Origin of the sequence: Streptomyces sp. NPDC001922 (assembly GCF_042891165.1) — a bacterium.
GTDB lineage: Bacteria > Actinomycetota > Actinomycetes > Streptomycetales > Streptomycetaceae > Streptomyces.
In genome coordinates this window covers 193,425-209,410 of sequence record NZ_JBIASV010000009.1, presented here as the reverse complement: position 1 = coordinate 209,410, position 15,986 = coordinate 193,425, and the positions used below count along the sequence as shown (strand labels likewise).

Below are 15,986 nucleotides of genomic sequence, written 5' to 3'. Positions count from 1 at the left end.
GCGCCCCCTCGTCCCCGTCCGGGGCGCCGCGGCCGCTTCCGTTCAGACGCCGATGTCGCGGCCGTCGCGGCGCCACACCGTGACGACCGACGGGCGCACCAGCGTGCCGGGCCCGTCCGGCCAGGTCGACGCGGGCTTCTCGACGCTCGCGCCGTCGACCTCGCCCGGATGCTGCACCGCCACCAGGACCCGCTTGTCCTGCACGATCGGACCGCAGGTCTCGGCGCCCTTGGGGACGGTGAGGAACTGCCGCACCTCACCGCGCCGCTCACCGGCCGTCGCCACCCCGAACAGCCCGTCGTGGCTGCCCAGCGCGTTGCCGTCGGTGGAGATCCAGAGGTTGCCGTACGCGTCGAACGTGATGTTGTCCGGGCAGGAGATCGGGCTGACGTGCTCCTTGGGGAAGCCGCCGAAGTAGGTGGCCGGGTCCTCCGGGTCGCCGCACACCAGGAACAGCCGCCAGGAGAAACGCTTCGCCGCCGGGTCGTCCCCCCGCTCGGCCAGCTCCAGCACCTGGCCGTGCTTGTTGCCGTTGCGCGGGTTGACCTCGTCGGCACCGGCCTTGCCGGGCTTGCCGCGGTCGGTGTTGTTGGTCAGCGCGACATAGACCCGTCCGGTGCGCGGGCTCGGCTCCACGTCCTCGGGCCGGTCCATCTTGGTGGCGCCCGCCTTGTCGGCGGCGATCCGGGTGAAGACGTACACCTCCTCGGCGGTCATGCCCTCCACATGAGAGGTGTCGCCGCTCGCCAGCGGGATCCACTCGCCGGTGCCGTCGAACCGGCCGTCCTCCGGGAGCTTGCCGGAGCCGTCGATCTCCCCGGCCGGGCTGTCACCGGTGAACTTGGCGACGTAGAGGGTGCCCTCGTCCAGCAGCGTGCGGTTGTGCTCCCGGGCGGCGCTGCCGGTACCCCGCATCATCCGCTTGGCGGAGACGAACTTGTAGAAGTAGTCGAACCGCTCGTCGTCGCCCATGTAGAGAACGGGCCGGCCGTCGTCGGTGAGCCGCGGCTCGGCGGCCTCGTGCTTGAAGCGGCCCAGGGCGGTGAGCTTCCGCGGTGTGGAGTCCGGGTCGTACGGGTCGATCTCGACGACCCAGCCGAAACGATTGCTCTCGTTCGGCTCCTCCGCCACGTCGAACCGCTGGTCGAACCGCTCCCACTTGCGCTCCGAGGCACCGCCGGTGATGCCGTAGCGCTTGAGGCGGGCCGCCGTCTCCGGGTCGGTGACGGATCCGCCGTTGGCGAAGTACTGGTTGACGTTCTCCTCGCCGGACAGCACGGTGCCCCAGGGGGTGATGCCGCCGCCGCAGTTGTTGAGCGTGCCGAGGATCCGGGTGCCGGTGGGGTCCGCGGAGGTGCGCAGCAGCTTGCTGCCGGCCGCCGGACCGGTCACCTCGAACGGTGTCGTGGCGGTGATCCGGCGGTTCAGCCGGTGGCGGGGCACGGCCGTGAGCTTCCCGGACCGGCTGTCCTCGGCCGCGACCAGGACGGACAGCCCGTGCGCCGCCCAGCCGATCTCCGCCTGCTCCCGTGTGGGGTCGTCCGGGTCGTAGTCGGCGAACATCAGCTGCTCGTCGGTGTACTCGTGGTTGATCACCAGCAGTTGGCGGTCGCGCTCGCCCGGGACGTCCAGCACGGCCATGTAGTCGTTGTTGTAACCGAACTGGCCCGCCTGCGCCTTCGCCGACTGCCGGTCGGGGTCGAAGGCCGGTGCCCCGCGCAGGATCGGGTCACCCCAGCGGATCAGGATGTTCTCGGCGTATCCCTCGGGGACGGTGACCGCGTCCGTGGTGTTCGGCGCGACCAGGGGGAACCGCAGGCCGCGGGCGGCCCGGCCCGCCGCCTGTCCGGCCCGGTCCGCCGTGCCGGCCGTGCCCGCGGGGGCCGCGGCGCGGGCCTGCGGCGCCTGCCCGGCGGCGGTGGCACCGGCCGTGGCGGCCACGGTGACGACCGCGCCCGCCCGCAGCAGCGAACGGCGCGAGAGAGCCTCGGCCACCACATCCCCGAGGTAGGCGTTCCCACTGGTGTTCGGCACCTCGTGGAAACAGGCGTCGCCGCAGCGGTAGCGGCAGGTCATCGCGGAACGTCCGCCCGGGTGCGAGCTGATCAGCGGCAGCAGTCTGCGCACGTCTTCCCCTCCGTAGGGCCCTCACCGGCGCAGCGCGCCGACATGATGTCGGAATAGGTCCGCGGTGACGCTAGGGGCGCGGCCCCGCTCCCGGGAGGACTGCGGGTGAACGCGCGATGAACGAGGACGGACGGACCAATTCCGCTGCCCCGCACGGCCCTTGGCCGGAACTACTACGATCCGGCGTCATGACCGACGAGTTGCTGATCGATCTGCGCGGCCGGGACCTGGGGACACTGGACGCGTTCTGGGACGCCGTCCGGGAGCCCTGCGCGTTGCCCGCCTGGTTCGGACGGAATCTCGACGCGTGGTGGGACGCGATCGAGTCGCGCGGGATCTCCCCGGTGATCGACGCGCACGAAGTCCTCGTCGTACAAGCGGACACGGCGGGTCTCTTCGCCCCGGACAATGCGGAGGGGAAACGACTCGCCGGGCTCTTCGCGGAAGCCACCCGTGCCCGGCTGGAACTCGCTTGAGCCCATTACCGTCCGCCATCCGGACATTGACGCCGGGCCGCGGGTGGCGAGGCGAGAACCGCGGCAGCGGCGCGGCACCGGAACACACCTGATGAGCACCACCTGTCAGCGGATTTCTCCGGCGGCCGATCCTGCTATTCGGTTTCTGCATGAGCGTTCCATTTCCCGGTCCGCATCGCGCCGCCCGCTCGGCGGGAACGCCCCCTTCGGGCACAAACGGGTCTTGTTCATTGGCCCGATCCGCATCACCCGGCGTCAAAACCGGAGCCTGACGAACAGATACCGGTAGCCTTACGTGTCCGTCCTGGTCAGGGACGAATTCCCGCACCGCGGACATTCATCGCACCCGATACGTGTGAAGGGCTTAATCCCATGGGCATTCGGAGTCTGCTGCGGAATGCGTTCGGCCGGTCGCGGGCGACCGGGAACGATGAGCCGACCGTGCCGGAGGCGCGTGGCGCCGAAGCGACGACGGGCGGGACGGCGGACGCCGCTCCCACCGCCACCGCGCCGGTCCCGGCTCAGTCGACGCCGGCCGAACCCGCATCCGCGTCCCCGCAGCCGGAGAAGAGCGATTCCCCCTTCGCCGCCTTCGACAGCGGCGCCACGGAGCCGGCCCAGCAGCAGGAGCCGGCCGCCCGGCAGGAGCCGGCGGCCGAGGACCGGCCGGCCGACGCACGCCGGCCGGAGACCACGGCCTCCGCCGAGGCGCCCGCGGCCGACGGTGCGGCTCCGGCGGACATCGCGTCCGCTGCCGTGCCCGCCCAGGCCGCGTCGCCCGACCCGGAGCCCGAGGCCGCGGAGGCGGCGCAGCCGGAGGCCCCGGCGGTGCCCGCGCAGGCCAAGCCGGTCGAGGAGCCCCGGAACACCCAGGTCCCCGCCCAGGGCGAGCCCACGGACGCGGAGCCCGCCCCGGCCGCGAGCACGGAGCCGGCGGACACCGCGGCACCGGAGCCGGAGACGGCCGCGGAGCCGGAGGCCATCACCGAGCCCGAGCCCGAGGCCGCCGCCGAGCCGGTGACCGCCGACGCCCCGGTGACCGCCGACGCCCCGGCGCCGGAGGACATCGTCGCCGCGGAGCCCGAGGCCGTCACCACGCCCGAGCCGGTGACCGCCGCCGAGGCAGTCGCCGCTCCCGCACCTGAGCCCGAGGCCGAGGCCGAGGCCGCCGCCGAGCCGGAGTCGACGCCGGAGGCCGCTCCCGAGCCGGAGCCCCTCGCCGCCCCGGAGCCCGAAGCCGCCGCCGTCCCGGCCCAGGCCGAGCCCGCCACGGCCGGGACCGTCGAGGCGGAGCCCGCCACCGCCGAGACCGTCGCCCACGAGCCCGCCGAGACCGCCCCGGCCGGTTCCGCCGGCGCCATCTCGCTCACCAAGATCGAGGAGTCCGCGCCCGGCCTGGTCAGCCTCTACAAGAGCGCCGGCTCCGCCCTCGGCACCCAGGGGCTCACCGGGACGCGCGCCGCCGTCTACCTCGTGCTCGACCGCTCCGGCTCCATGCGCCGGTACTACAAGGACGGCACGGTCCAGCACCTCGCCGAGCAGACGCTCGCGCTCTCCGCCCACCTCGACGACGACGGCACCGTCCCGGTGGTCTTCTTCTCCACCGACATCGACGGCACCGCGGACGTCTCCCTGGACGACTACTCCGGCCGGATCGAGACCCTGCACTCCGGCCTCGGCCACATGGGCCGGACGAACTACCACCGGGCCATCGAGACCGTCGTCGAGCACTACAAGAAGTCCGGCACCACCGCCCCGGCCTTCGTGATCTTCCAGACGGACGGTGCCCCCACGTCCAAGCCCGCCGCGGAGAAGGCGATCTGCGAGGCCGCCGGACTCCCGATCTTCTGGCAGTTCATCGGGTTCGGCGAGCCCGACGCGAAGGGCTTCGACTTCCTGCGGAAGCTCGATGTGCTGACCGTCCCCGACCGGCGCCCGGTGGACAACGCCGGTTTCTTCTCCGCCGGTGCCGACCCGCTGACCGTCGCCGACGCGGAGCTCTACAGCCGGCTCACGGCCGACCTCCCGCAGTGGCTGACCGAGGCGCGCGCCGCCGGCATCCTGCGCTGACGTGCGCTGCGGAACAGTCCGCGGCCGGCCGCCGCACACCACCGGCCGGCCGCGGACATCCGCACGGGCCACCCGGCGGATCACATCGTCGCCAGACCCCTCAGCCGACAGCTCACGCATCCGGCGGCGTCCCCGTCCGGGACGGACCGCCCACCCGGACCTCACCCCCGGCCCTCACCCCACGGCGGGCCTCCAGCGGGGCATCCGCAGCCGCATCCACGGTGCGCACCCCGGGGCTTACCACGGGGAAAAAGCGTGCGGAAAAAGGGGGCGCGGACGGCCCCCGGGGGTCCAGTACGATATTGACAGCCTGTAGACGCTGTATTCCGATGAACTACGGGCCTCACTCCGCGTCACGAATTGGGAGCAGCCGGCAATGGCTCGACACCTCATCACCAGCGCCCTTCCGTACATCAACGGGATCAAGCACCTGGGCAACATGGTGGGGTCCATGCTCCCGGCCGATGTCTACGCCCGCTATCTGCGGCAGCGCGGCCACGACGTGCTCTACATCTGCGCCACCGACGAGCACGGCACGCCGGCCGAGCTGGCCGCCAAGGAGGCGGGCCTGCCCGTCGACACCTTCTGCGGGCAGCAGCACGACGCGCAGAAGGCGATCTACGACGGGTTCGAGCTGGCCTTCGACTACTTCGGCCGCAGCTCCTCGCCGGAGAATGTGGAGATCACCCAGCGCTTCGCCCGCAGCCTCAAGGAGAACGGCTTCATCGAGGAGCGTTCGATCCGCCAGGTGTTCTCCGTCGCCGACGACCGCTTCCTCCCGGACCGCTACATCGTCGGCACCTGCCCGCACTGCGGCTACGACAAGGCGCGCGGCGACCAGTGCGAGAACTGCACCCGGGTGCTGGACCCGACGGACCTGATCGACCCGCGCTCCGCGGTCAGCGGCAGCAGCGACCTCGAGGTCCGCGAGACCAAGCACCTCTTCCTCCTCCAGTCCAAGCTGCAGCCCGAGGTGGAGGCCTGGCTGGAGGGCAACGGCAGCAAGGACTGGCCGACGCTGGCCTCCTCGATCGCCCACAAGTGGCTCACCGAGGGCCTCAACGACCGGGCGATCACCCGCGACCTGGAGTGGGGCGTTCCGGTCCCGGCCGACACCTGGCCGGAGCTCGCGGCCGAGGGCAAGGTCTTCTACGTCTGGTTCGACGCCCCGATCGAGTACATCGGCGCGACGAAGGAGTGGGCGGACGCCGACCCGGACAGCCGCGACTGGAAGTCCTGGTGGTACGAGGCGGACGACGTCCGGTACACGGAGTTCATGGCGAAGGACAACGTCCCGTTCCACACGGTGATGTTCCCGGCCATGCAGCTCGGCACCCGTGAGCCGTGGAAGAAGGTCGACTACGTCAAGGCCTTCAACTGGCTGAACTACTACGGCGGGAAGTTCTCCACCTCCCAGAAGCGCGGCATCTTCACGGACGCCGCCCTGGAGCTGCTGCCGGCCGACTACTGGCGCTACTTCCTGATGGCGAACGCCCCCGAGTCCGACGACACCTCCTTCTCCTGGGAGCTGTTCTCGTCCGTGGTCAACAAGGACCTGGCGGACACCCTCGGCAACTTCGTCAACCGGGTGCTGTCCTTCTCCCGCAAGCGCTTCGGTGACGAGGTGCCCGCCGGGAAGGAGGCCGGGGAGGCCGAGGTCCGGCTGGGCGAGGAGATCGCCCGCCTGCTGTCCGAGTACGAGGGACACCTGGAGGCGCTGCAGTTCCGCAAGGCCGCCCAGTCCCTGCGGGCCCTGTGGAGCGCGGGCAACTCCTACCTGGAGGAGAAGGCCCCCTGGCTGGAGATCAAGACCGACCAGGAGGCCGCGGCCCTCACGCTGCGCACCGCGATGAACCTCATCCACCTCTACTCGGTGGTGTCCGAGCCGTTCATCCCGGCGTCGGCGAAGGCGATGCGGTCGGCGTTCGCGCTGTCCGACGACGCCCGGACCTGGGTGACGGCGGCCGAGGCGAAGTCCCTGGACTCCGTCCCGGCGGGCACCGGGTTCACCGTTCCGCCGGTGCTCTTCGCCAAGATCTCCGAGGAGGACCTGGAGGCCTACCGCGAGCGCTTCGGCGGCGCGGAGACCGCCGAGTCCGGGGAGTGACCCGTCCCGCCGCGGCGTGACACCCCGCGTCCCGCCGCGGGACGCGTACCGCACCTACGACGAGGGGCCCGAACCATCCGGTTCGGGCCCCTCGTCGTTGTCCGTCCCGGCCGGACGGTCGTCCGTCCGGCCGGGGAACGCGGTTACTTCGCGCCGTCCGCCTCGGGCTTCTCGGCGCCGGACTGCTCGTCCGTGCCGGCCGACTTGGCCTTGGCCTGCTTGACCACGGGCTTGCGGACGGTGAGGTGCAGCTCCTTCAGCCGGGCCTCCTCCACCTCGCTCGGCGCGCCCATCAGCAGGTCCTGCGCGTTGCCGTTGAGCGGGAACGCGATGGTCTCCCGGATGTTCGGCTCGTCGGCCAGCAGCATCACGATGCGGTCGACGCCGGGGGCGATGCCACCATGCGGCGGGGCGCCGAAGTGGAACGCGCGCAGCATGCCGCCGAACTCGCGCTCCACCTCCTCCTTGGAGTAGCCGGCGATCTCGAAGGCCTCGTACATGACCTCGGGCTCGTGGTTCCGGATGGCGCCGGAGGAGAGCTCGACACCGTTGCAGACGATGTCGTACTGCCAGGCCAGGATGTCGAGCGGGTCCTTGGTGCGGAGCGCCTCGAGGCCGCCCTGCGGCATGGAGAACGGGTTGTGGGAGAACTCGATCTCGCCGGTGTCCTCGTTCTTCTCGAACATCGGGAAGTCGACGATCCAGCAGAAGCGGAAGACGTTCTCCTCGAAGTGGCCGGCGCGCTTGGCCGCCTCGACCCGGACCTCCGACATGATCTTGGAGACCTCGTCGAACTCGCCCGCGCCGAAGAAGACCGCGGTGCCGGGCTTGCCGTCGACCTCGGCGAGCAGCTTCTCGACGTCGGCCTCGCTGAGGAACTTGGCGATCGGGCCGGTGATGCCGCCGTCGTCGCCGATCCGGATCCAGGCCAGGCCCTTCGCGCCCTTCTCGACGGCGAACTCGCCCATCTGGTCGAAGAACTTCCGGGTCTGCCCGGCGGTGTCCGGCACCGGCAGCGCCCGCACGTGCTTGCCCGCGAAGGCCTTGAAGCCGCTGTCGGCGAAGACGTGCGAGACGTCCACCAGCTCCAGCTTGGCCCGCAGGTCCGGCTTGTCGCTGCCGTACTTCAGCAGCGCCTCGCGGAACGGGATCCGCGGGAACGGCGAGGTGACCTCACGGCCCTGGCCGAACTTGTTGAACAGGTCGGTCATCACCTTCTCGATGACCTGGAAGACGTCCTCCTGCTCGACGAAGCTCATCTCGACGTCGAGCTGGTAGAACTCGCCCGGCGAGCGGTCGGCGCGGGCGTCCTCGTCGCGGAAGCAGGGCGCGATCTGGAAGTACCGGTCGAAGCCGGCGATCATCAGCAGCTGCTTGAACTGCTGCGGCGCCTGCGGCAGCGCGTAGAACTTGCCGGCGTGCAGCCGGGACGGGACCAGGAAGTCCCGGGCGCCCTCGGGGGACGTCGCCGAGAGGATCGGGGTCGCCATCTCGTTGAAGCCGAGCGCGGTCATCTCCTCACGGATGGTGGCGATGACGGCCGACCGCAGCATGATGTTGCGGTGCATGCGCTCCCGGCGCAGGTCCAGGAAGCGGTACTCCAGGCGCCGCTCCTCGTTGACCCCGTCCTCCGGGTAGACGGTGAACGGCAGGGCGTCGGCGGCACCGAGCACCTCGACGTCGGAGACCTCGACCTCGATCTCACCGGTGGGCAGCTCGGGGTTGACGTTGTCGGCGCCCCGGGCGAGGACCGTCCCGTCGATCCGGACGACGGTCTCCTTGGTGATGCCGCTCAGCGCCTCGTACGCCGCGGTCTCGGGCCGGACGACCAGCTGCACCAGACCGTAGTGGTCACGGAGATCGATGAAGAGGATGCCGCCCAGGTTCCGACGGTTGTGCAGCCAGCCGCTCAGCCGCACGTCGGCGTCGACGTCGGCGGCACGGAGCTCGCCGCAGGTGTGGGAACGGTACCGATGCATCGCTCATCCAAGTCGTCAGGTCGGGGTGTGCCGCCCCAGGGGGCACTCGTCGGCCTAGCGAAGGCCGTATGCAAGGGTACCGGCACACCTCCGGCGCCCGGCCGCTCGTCAAAGCTTTGGAAAGCCTCATAAAGTGGTGCAATGCGCACCGAGGACGTCCTGGCCGCCACCGCGACCGGCCTCTGGCGCTGGGACAACGCCTCGGGGACGGTCACCGTCGACGCCGAGGCCGCCCGGCTGCTGGGCCTGCCCGCGGTTCCCGCCACCCTCTCCGTGTCCGCCGTGCGCTCCCGCTTCCACCCCGTCGACTGGGTCGAGATCAACGGTGTGGTGAATCTCGCCGTCGCCGAGGGGACCCTCGCCGAGATGCGGCTGCGGATCATGGGCGACGACGGCAAGGTGCTGCGCACCGTCCGCGCCCGGACCCGCCCCGACTCCCAGAAGCACGAGATCTTCGGCACCATCCAGGAGGTCGCCGAGCCGCAGCCCGGCACCGCCGCCGCGGCCCGCACCCGGGTCACCGGCGACTGGCGGCGCTCCCGCGAGGCGTTCCTCCTCGACGCGGGCCGGGCGCTGGCCGAGGCCCGCTCCACCTCCGAGGTGCTGCGGGTGGCCGCGGCCCTCTCCATGCCGGGCTTCTCCCCGGACGGGCTCGCCGTCTTCGGGGTGGAGGGCGACCGGCTGAACGTCATCGGCCACCACGGCTACGGCGACGGCGACGAGCGCCCCTTCGTCCACATGGGGCTGAACACCGACTACCCGGCCGCCGAGGTGGTGCGCACCGGACGGGCCGTGTACCTGCCCAGCCCCGAGGAGTACCGGCGCCGCTTCCCCGGCACCTGGCCGCTGTCCGCCCCCTACCACCGGCAGTCCTGGGCGTTCCTCCCGCTGATCGTGGCGGGCCGCACCATCGGGGCCTGGATGGCGGCGTTCCGCTACCCGGTGACCTTCACCCCCGACGAGCGGTCGGTCCTCACCACCGTCGCCCGGATGCTGGCACAGGCGCTGTCCCGGGCCAGCGTCCAGGAGTCCGAACGCGAACTGGCCAGCGGCCTGCAGCGCAGCATGCGGCCCACCGTCCAGCCCGACATCCCCGGCATGACGGTCGCCGCGCGCTACGTGCCGACCGGCGGCGGCCTCCAGGTCGGCGGCGACTGGTACGACATGATCCCGCTGCCGTCCGGCCGCATAGCCCTGGTCATCGGGGACGTCCAGGGGCACGACGTGCGGGCCGCCGGGCTGATGGGCCAGCTGCGGATCGCGCTGCGCGCCTACGCCGCCGAGGGCCACCGGCCGGACGCCGTCCTCTCCCGGGCCTCCCGCTTCCTGTCCGGTCTGGTCGACCAGTGGCCGGACGGGGAGGACGGGCCCGACCCGCGCTTCGCCACCTGCCTCTACATCGAGGTCGACCCCGAGACCGGCACCCTCGACGTCGCGCGGGCCGGCCATCCGGACATCGCGACCCGGATGAGCGACGGCACCATGCTGGTCCGGCCGACCGCCGGCGGGCTGCCGCTGGGCATCGACCCGGACACCGACTACCCGACCACCCGGCTGACCCTGGAGCCGGGCGAGCTGATGATGGTCTGCACCGACGGGCTGATCGAGACCGGCGGCCACGACCTGGAGAGCGGCTGGCGGCGGCTGCGCGGGATCATCGAACAGCACGCGGGCGAGGACCTGGAGTCCCTCGCCGACGGGCTCGTCCAGGCGGTGCACGGGCCGTCCTCGCACCACACCACCGGCCCGCTCGCCGACCGCCGCGAGGACGACATCGCGCTCCTCCTGCTCTGCCGGAACGCCCCGGGCTGCGGCTGCCACCCCGCCGAGGGCCCGGCCCCGCGGCCGCTGCGCCGGACGGTCCTCACCATCGCCCAGGCCGAGCCCGAGCGGGTCGCCGGCGTCCGGCACGAGCTGCGGGAGCTGCTCCACGACTGGGCGGACCCGGAACAGGTGGACTCGGCGGTGCTGATGGTCTCCGAGATGGTGACCAATGTGCTGGTGCACACCGACGGCGACGCCCTGATGGTCGCCGAGGCGGCGGGCGAGCGCTCCTCCCGGAAGCTGCGGGTCGACGTCTCGGACGCCAGCGACGAGCTGCCGCACCGCCGCCGTCCCGGCGAGATGGCCTCCTCGGGACGCGGGCTGCTGCTGATGGAGATCCTCGCCGACTCCTGGGGCGTGGACCCGCGGGGCGAGGGCAAGTGCATCTGGTTCGAGCTCTACGAGGGACCGCCCGGTTCGGCGGACGGGCCCTCGCCGGACGGACCTTCGCCCGACGGTCCCTCGCCCGACGGTCCCTCGCCCGACGGCGGCGGCGACGGCCCCTCGCCGGACGGCGACGGCTCCGGCCCCTCCTCGTAGGCCTCCCGGAGCGCACCGAGCACCCCGAAGGCGGCCGCGGCGATCGGCACCGCCAGCAGCATGCCGAGGATCCCGGCGAGGCCGGCCCCCGCGGTGATGGCGACCATCACCATCGCGGGGTGCATCTGCACGGTGCGGCTCTGGATCATCGGCTGGAGCACATGCCCCTCCAGCAGCTGCACGGCCAGCACCACGCCCACCGTCCACAGGGCGATGACGAAGCCCCGGTCGGCGAGCGCGACCAGCACCGCGACGGTGCCGGAGATCAGCGCGCCCAGATAGGGGATGTAGGCGCCGACGAGGACCAGCGCGCCGAGGCCGACCGCGCCGGGCACCCGCAGGATCAGCAGCCCCGCGGTGATGCACACCGCGTCGATGAAGGCGATCAGGGTGGTCCCCCGCATGAAGCCCTCGACGGCCCCGAAGGCGATCCGGGCGACGGCCTCCACCCGGGGTCCCGTCCCGCGGGGCGCGAGGGTGTGCAGGGTGCGCGCGGCCCGGTCGGAGTCGCGCAGGAAGAAGAAGGTCAGCAGCAGGGCGAGCACGGAGGCCGCGAAGAGCTGCCCGACGACGCTGAGCCCGGACAGCAGCCCGGACGCGGCGGACCCGCCGAACTTCCCCACCAGCTCCTTCGCCTTCGAGGCGAGGTCGTCGAGCGAGGTGCCGGCCAGATCGAGGTGGTCGCCGATCTGCCGGGCGACCGTCCGGACCGAGTCGACGATCTGGTCCCCGGAGTCGATCAACGCGCTCACCACGATGTATCCCGCGCCGCCGACCACGCCGACCAGGGCGAGACAGGTCAGCCCGGCGGCCAGGGAACGGGAGAGGCCCAGCCGGACGAGCCGGCGGTGCAGCGGCCCGAGCAGCGCGGTGCCGAGCAGCGCCAGCAGCACGGGCACGAGGGCGTCCCGCAGCACCACGCAGAGCCAGATCGCCAGCGCGCCGACCCCCGCGACGAGCAGCGCCACGGCGCACCAGGCCGCGGTCCTGCGCGCCGCGCGCGGAAGCAGAGGCGGGTCGTTCGCCACCACCCCAGCCCACCACGGGCGCGCCGGGCCATCCCGCCCAGCGCGCCCGGCCGGGTGACGGCGGGGTCAGGCGGCCCCGGCGGGGACGGTGCCGAGGCGGCCGGCCTGGAAGTCCTCGAAGGCCTGGGCCAGTTCCGCGCGGGTGTTCATCACGAACGGCCCGTACTGCATCATCGGCTCCCGGATGGGGGCACCGCCGAGCAGCACCACCTCGAGGTTCGGGCTGCGCGACTCCTGGGTGGCGTCCGCCCGTACCGTCAGCGACTCCCCCGGCCCGAGGACCACGGCCTGGCCGGTCCGGAAGGGGCGTCCCTCGGCGCCGGCGGTGCCACGTCCGGCCAGCCCGTACACCAGGGCGTTGAAGTCGGGACGCCACGGCAGGGTGAGCTCCGCGCCCGGGCCGACCGACGCGTGGATCATGGTGATCGGGGTGTGCGTGATCCCCGGCCCGCGGTGGCCGTCGAGCTCGCCCGCGATCAGCCGCAGCACGGCTCCGCCGTCGGACGAGGCGAGCAGCTTCACGTTGCCGCCGCCGATGTCCTGGTACTTCGGCGGGATCATCTTGTCCTTGCGCGGCAGGTTCACCCACAGCTGGAGGCCGTGGAACAGACCGCCGCTCACCACCAGTGACTCCGGCGGCGCCTCGATGTGCAGAAGCCCGGATCCGGCGGTCATCCACTGGGTGTCGCCACCGTTGATGGTTCCGCCGCCGCCGTGCGAGTCCTGGTGCACAAACGTTCCGTCAATGAGATAGGTGACGGTCTCGAAGCCGCGGTGCGGGTGCCAGGGGGTGCCCTTGGGCTCGCCGGGCGCGTACTCCACCTCGCCCATCTGGTCCATCATGATGAACGGGTCGAGGTGCCGGTAGTCGATGCCGGCGAAGGCCCGGCGCACCGGGAAGCCCTCGCCCTCCAGCCCGCTCGGCGCGGTGGCGACGGCCAGCACGGGGCGCGGCGCGACGTCCCCGGGGGCGGTGACGCGGGGCAGGGTCAGTGGGTTCTCGGGCGTGACAGCAGGCATGGCGGCCTCCTCGGGGCGTGCTCCCAATTTAGTTGAATGGTGAACATCCAGCAAGCGCGGAACATTCCCGGGGCACCCGGCACCTCCCGTCCCGGACATGCCGGAGGGCCCGCCGCGCGGGTGCGGCGGGCCCTCCGGGAGCGGGCGGGGCGTACGGGAAGAGGCGGATACAGGGAGGAGCAGCAGGAAGGGGAGCGCGGTCAGCCGTACATCCGGCGCATCGCGAAGTCGACCATCTGCTCCACGGCCTTCGCGTCGAAGACCATGCGGTGGTCGCCCTCCATGTCGAGCACGAAGCCGTATCCCGTGGGCAGCAGGTCCAGGACCTCGGCGCCGGTGATGACGAAGTACTTCGACTCCTTGCCGGCGTAGCCGCGCAGCTCCTTGAGCGAGGTGAACATCGGGATCACCGGCTGCTGGGTGTTGTGCAGCGCCAGGAAGCCCGGCCCCTCACCGCGGGGGCAGTAGACCTTGGAGGTGGAGAAGATCCCCTGGAAGTCCTCGGCCGACATCGAGCCGGTGGTGAAGGCACGCACCGCGTCGGCGAGCGAGGGCGGCGACGGCTCGGGGTACAGCGGCTGGCCGCCGTACCCTCCGGGCGCCTGCTGCGGCGGTGGCGCGGCGTACTGCTGCCCGGCGCCCGCGTTCTGGTCGTAGCCGTACATGGGTCAAAGCGTAACGAGTCACAGTTGCGCGGTTAGGGGTTGCTTCTTATTACCGGCCGGTAGCATCATGGCGGCAACGTAGTTGATATGCGCACGAGGATCCTGCCTCCCGAGCCTTAACGGAGCCGTCGCCATGGGGCACTACAAGTCGAATCTCCGCGACATCGAGTTCAACCTCTTCGAGGTACTCGGCCGCGACACGGTGTACGGCACCGGCCCGTTCGCGGAGATGGACGTCGAGACCGCCAAGAGCGTGCTGTCCGAGATAGCCCGTCTCTCGGAGAACGAGCTGGCCGCGTCCTACGCCGACGCGGACCGGAACCCCCCGGTGTTCGACCCGGAGACCAACACCGCACCCGTCCCGGCCGGCTTCAAGAAGAGCTACCAGGCCTACATGGACGCCGAGTGGTGGCGCCTGGGCATCCCGGAGGAGCTGGGCGGCACCTGCACCCCGCGCTCGCTGCTCTGGGGCTTCGCCGAGACCATCCTCGGCTCCAACCCGGCCGTGTGGATGTACGCCTCCGGCCCGGCCTTCGCCGGCGTCCTCTACGACGAGGGCACCGAGCAGCAGAAGCACATCGCGAAGATCGCCGTGGAAAAGGGCTGGGGCTCCACCATGGTGCTCACCGAGCCGGACGCCGGCTCCGACGTGGGCGCCGGCCGCACCAAGGCCGTGAAGCAGGAGGACGGCTCCTGGCACATCGAGGGCGTGAAGCGCTTCATCACGTCCGGTGAGCACGACATGTCGGAGAACATCCTCCACTACGTGCTCGCCCGCCCCGAGGGCGCCGGCCCCGGCACCAAGGGCCTCTCCCTCTTCCTCGTGCCGAAGTACGAGTTCGACTTCGAGACCGGCGAGCTGGGCGAGCGCAACGGCGTCTACGCCACCAACGTCGAGCACAAGATGGGCCTCAAGGCCTCCAACACCTGCGAGATGACCTTCGGCGACCGCCACCCGGCCAAGGGCTGGCTCATCGGCGAGAAGCACGACGGCATCCGCCAGATGTTCATGATCATCGAGTTCGCTCGGATGATGGTCGGCACGAAGGCGATCGCCACCCTCTCCACCGGCTACCTGAACGCCCTGGAGTACGCCAAGGAGCGCGTGCAGGGCCCGGACCTGGCCGCCTTCACCGACAAGACCGCCCCGCGCGTCACCATCACCCACCACCCCGACGTGCGCCGCGCGCTCATGACGCAGAAGGCCTACGCCGAGGGCATGCGCGCCCTGGTGCTCTACACCGCGACCGTCCAGGACGAGATCCTCGTCAAGGAGGCCGCGGGCGAGGACGCCTCCGCGCTGAGCCGCCTGAACGACCTGCTCCTGCCGATCGTGAAGGGCTACGGCTCGGAGAAGTCCTACGAGCAGCTCGCCCAGTCCCTGCAGACCTTCGGTGGCTCCGGCTACCTGCAGGAGTACCCGATCGAGCAGTACATCCGGGACGCCAAGATCGACACCCTCTACGAGGGCACCACCGCCATCCAGGGCCAGGACTACTTCTTCCGGAAGATCGTCCGGGACCAGGGCCAGGCGATGACCGCCCTCTCCGAGGAGATCAAGAAGTTCCTCGCCGAGGCCGTCGGCGGCGAGGGCCTGGCCGAGGCCCGCGAGGAGCTGGCCAAGGCCGCGGTCGACCTCGAGGCCATCGTCGGCGCCATGCTGACCGACCTCGCCGGCACCGAGAAGGACGTCAAGTCCATCTACAAGGTCGGCCTCAACACCACCCGCCTGCTGATGGCCTCCGGTGACGTCGTCATCGGCTACCTGCTGCTCCGCGGCGCGGCGGTGGCGGCCGACAAGCTGCCCTCGGCGTCCGCCAAGGACAAGGCCTTCTACGAGGGCAAGATCGCGGCGGCGAAGTTCTTCGCGCACAACGTCCTGCCGGGCGTCGCCGTGCAGCGCAACCTCGCCGAGACCGTCGACAACTCCCTGATGGAGCTGGACGAGGCGGCGTTCTGAGCCCGCTGATCCACTGACGGCGAAGCCGTTACGGGGCCCCTGTCCGCATGGTGCGGGCGGGGGCTTCGTCGTGGGTGGCGGGGGCTGGGCGCGGCGGGGCTGTGGGTGGCGGTTGTGGTGGCGGCGTTGTGGTGGCGGCGTGGCTCGGGCAGGGTCCGCTCGGCTTGTCGGTGTCCGCGTTGTTCGGACG

9 protein-coding genes and 1 pseudogene are annotated in these 15,986 nt (G+C 71.5%); 5 read left to right on the top strand and 5 right to left on the bottom strand.

Features of this window, described 5'->3' with window-relative positions; genetic code table 11:
* Positions 1-42: 42 nt before the first annotated feature.
* On the bottom strand, positions 43-2,127 hold the full coding sequence (locus tag ACFYYR_RS18545) for a PhoX family protein (protein ID WP_388854017.1): 2,085 nt from the start codon (positions 2,125-2,127) through the stop codon (positions 43-45).
* A 188-nt stretch (positions 2,128-2,315) separates the two neighbouring features.
* On the opposite strand from ACFYYR_RS18545, the gene ACFYYR_RS18540 reads away from it, so the two are divergent.
* The 3 genes from ACFYYR_RS18540 to metG all read left to right on the top strand — a co-directional run bounded on the left by ACFYYR_RS18540 (position 2,316) and on the right by metG (position 6,780).
* Entirely contained in the window at positions 2,316-2,603 is a 288-nt protein-coding gene (locus ACFYYR_RS18540) for a barstar family protein (protein ID WP_388854014.1), read from the top strand.
* Between the two features lie 372 nt (positions 2,604-2,975).
* Positions 2,976-4,673, top strand: a complete 1,698-nt coding sequence (locus ACFYYR_RS18535; RefSeq protein ID WP_388854010.1) for a VWA domain-containing protein — start codon at positions 2,976-2,978, stop codon at positions 4,671-4,673.
* A gap of 376 nt (positions 4,674-5,049) precedes the next feature.
* Complete coding sequence (metG, locus tag ACFYYR_RS18530) at positions 5,050-6,780, top strand: methionine--tRNA ligase (protein WP_388854007.1); 1,731 nt, start codon at positions 5,050-5,052, stop codon at positions 6,778-6,780.
* A 143-nt stretch (positions 6,781-6,923) separates the two neighbouring features.
* Here metG and aspS read toward each other — a convergent pair whose 3' ends face one another.
* Entirely contained in the window at positions 6,924-8,759 is a 1,836-nt protein-coding gene (aspS, locus tag ACFYYR_RS18525; protein WP_388854004.1) for an aspartate--tRNA ligase, read from the bottom strand.
* A 141-nt stretch (positions 8,760-8,900) separates the two neighbouring features.
* On the opposite strand from aspS, the pseudogene ACFYYR_RS18520 reads away from it, so the two are divergent.
* Positions 8,901-11,066 (top strand): annotated as a pseudogene (locus tag ACFYYR_RS18520) (SpoIIE family protein phosphatase); the annotation flags it as partial.
* On the opposite strand, the gene ACFYYR_RS18515 reads toward ACFYYR_RS18520, so the two are convergent.
* The 3 genes from ACFYYR_RS18515 to ACFYYR_RS18505 form a co-directional block, all read right to left on the bottom strand.
* On the bottom strand, positions 10,982-12,151 hold the full coding sequence (locus ACFYYR_RS18515; RefSeq protein ID WP_388854498.1) for an AI-2E family transporter: 1,170 nt from the start codon (positions 12,149-12,151) through the stop codon (positions 10,982-10,984). The pseudogene ACFYYR_RS18520 and the gene ACFYYR_RS18515 overlap by 85 nt on opposite strands.
* 66 nt (positions 12,152-12,217) lie before the next feature.
* The gene (locus ACFYYR_RS18510) at positions 12,218-13,171 is read right to left on the bottom strand and encodes a pirin family protein (RefSeq protein ID WP_388854001.1); all 954 of its coding nucleotides are present in this window, start codon (positions 13,169-13,171) and stop codon (positions 12,218-12,220) included.
* A 200-nt stretch (positions 13,172-13,371) separates the two neighbouring features.
* Positions 13,372-13,836 carry an SseB family protein gene (locus ACFYYR_RS18505; RefSeq protein WP_388853998.1) on the bottom strand — a complete coding sequence of 155 codons (465 nt, stop codon included), beginning with the start codon at positions 13,834-13,836 and terminating at the stop codon, positions 13,372-13,374.
* A gap of 133 nt (positions 13,837-13,969) precedes the next feature.
* On the opposite strand from ACFYYR_RS18505, the gene ACFYYR_RS18500 reads away from it, so the two are divergent.
* The gene (locus tag ACFYYR_RS18500) at positions 13,970-15,796 is read left to right on the top strand and encodes an acyl-CoA dehydrogenase (protein WP_388853995.1); all 1,827 of its coding nucleotides are present in this window, start codon (positions 13,970-13,972) and stop codon (positions 15,794-15,796) included.
* Positions 15,797-15,986: the final 190 nt, after the last annotated feature.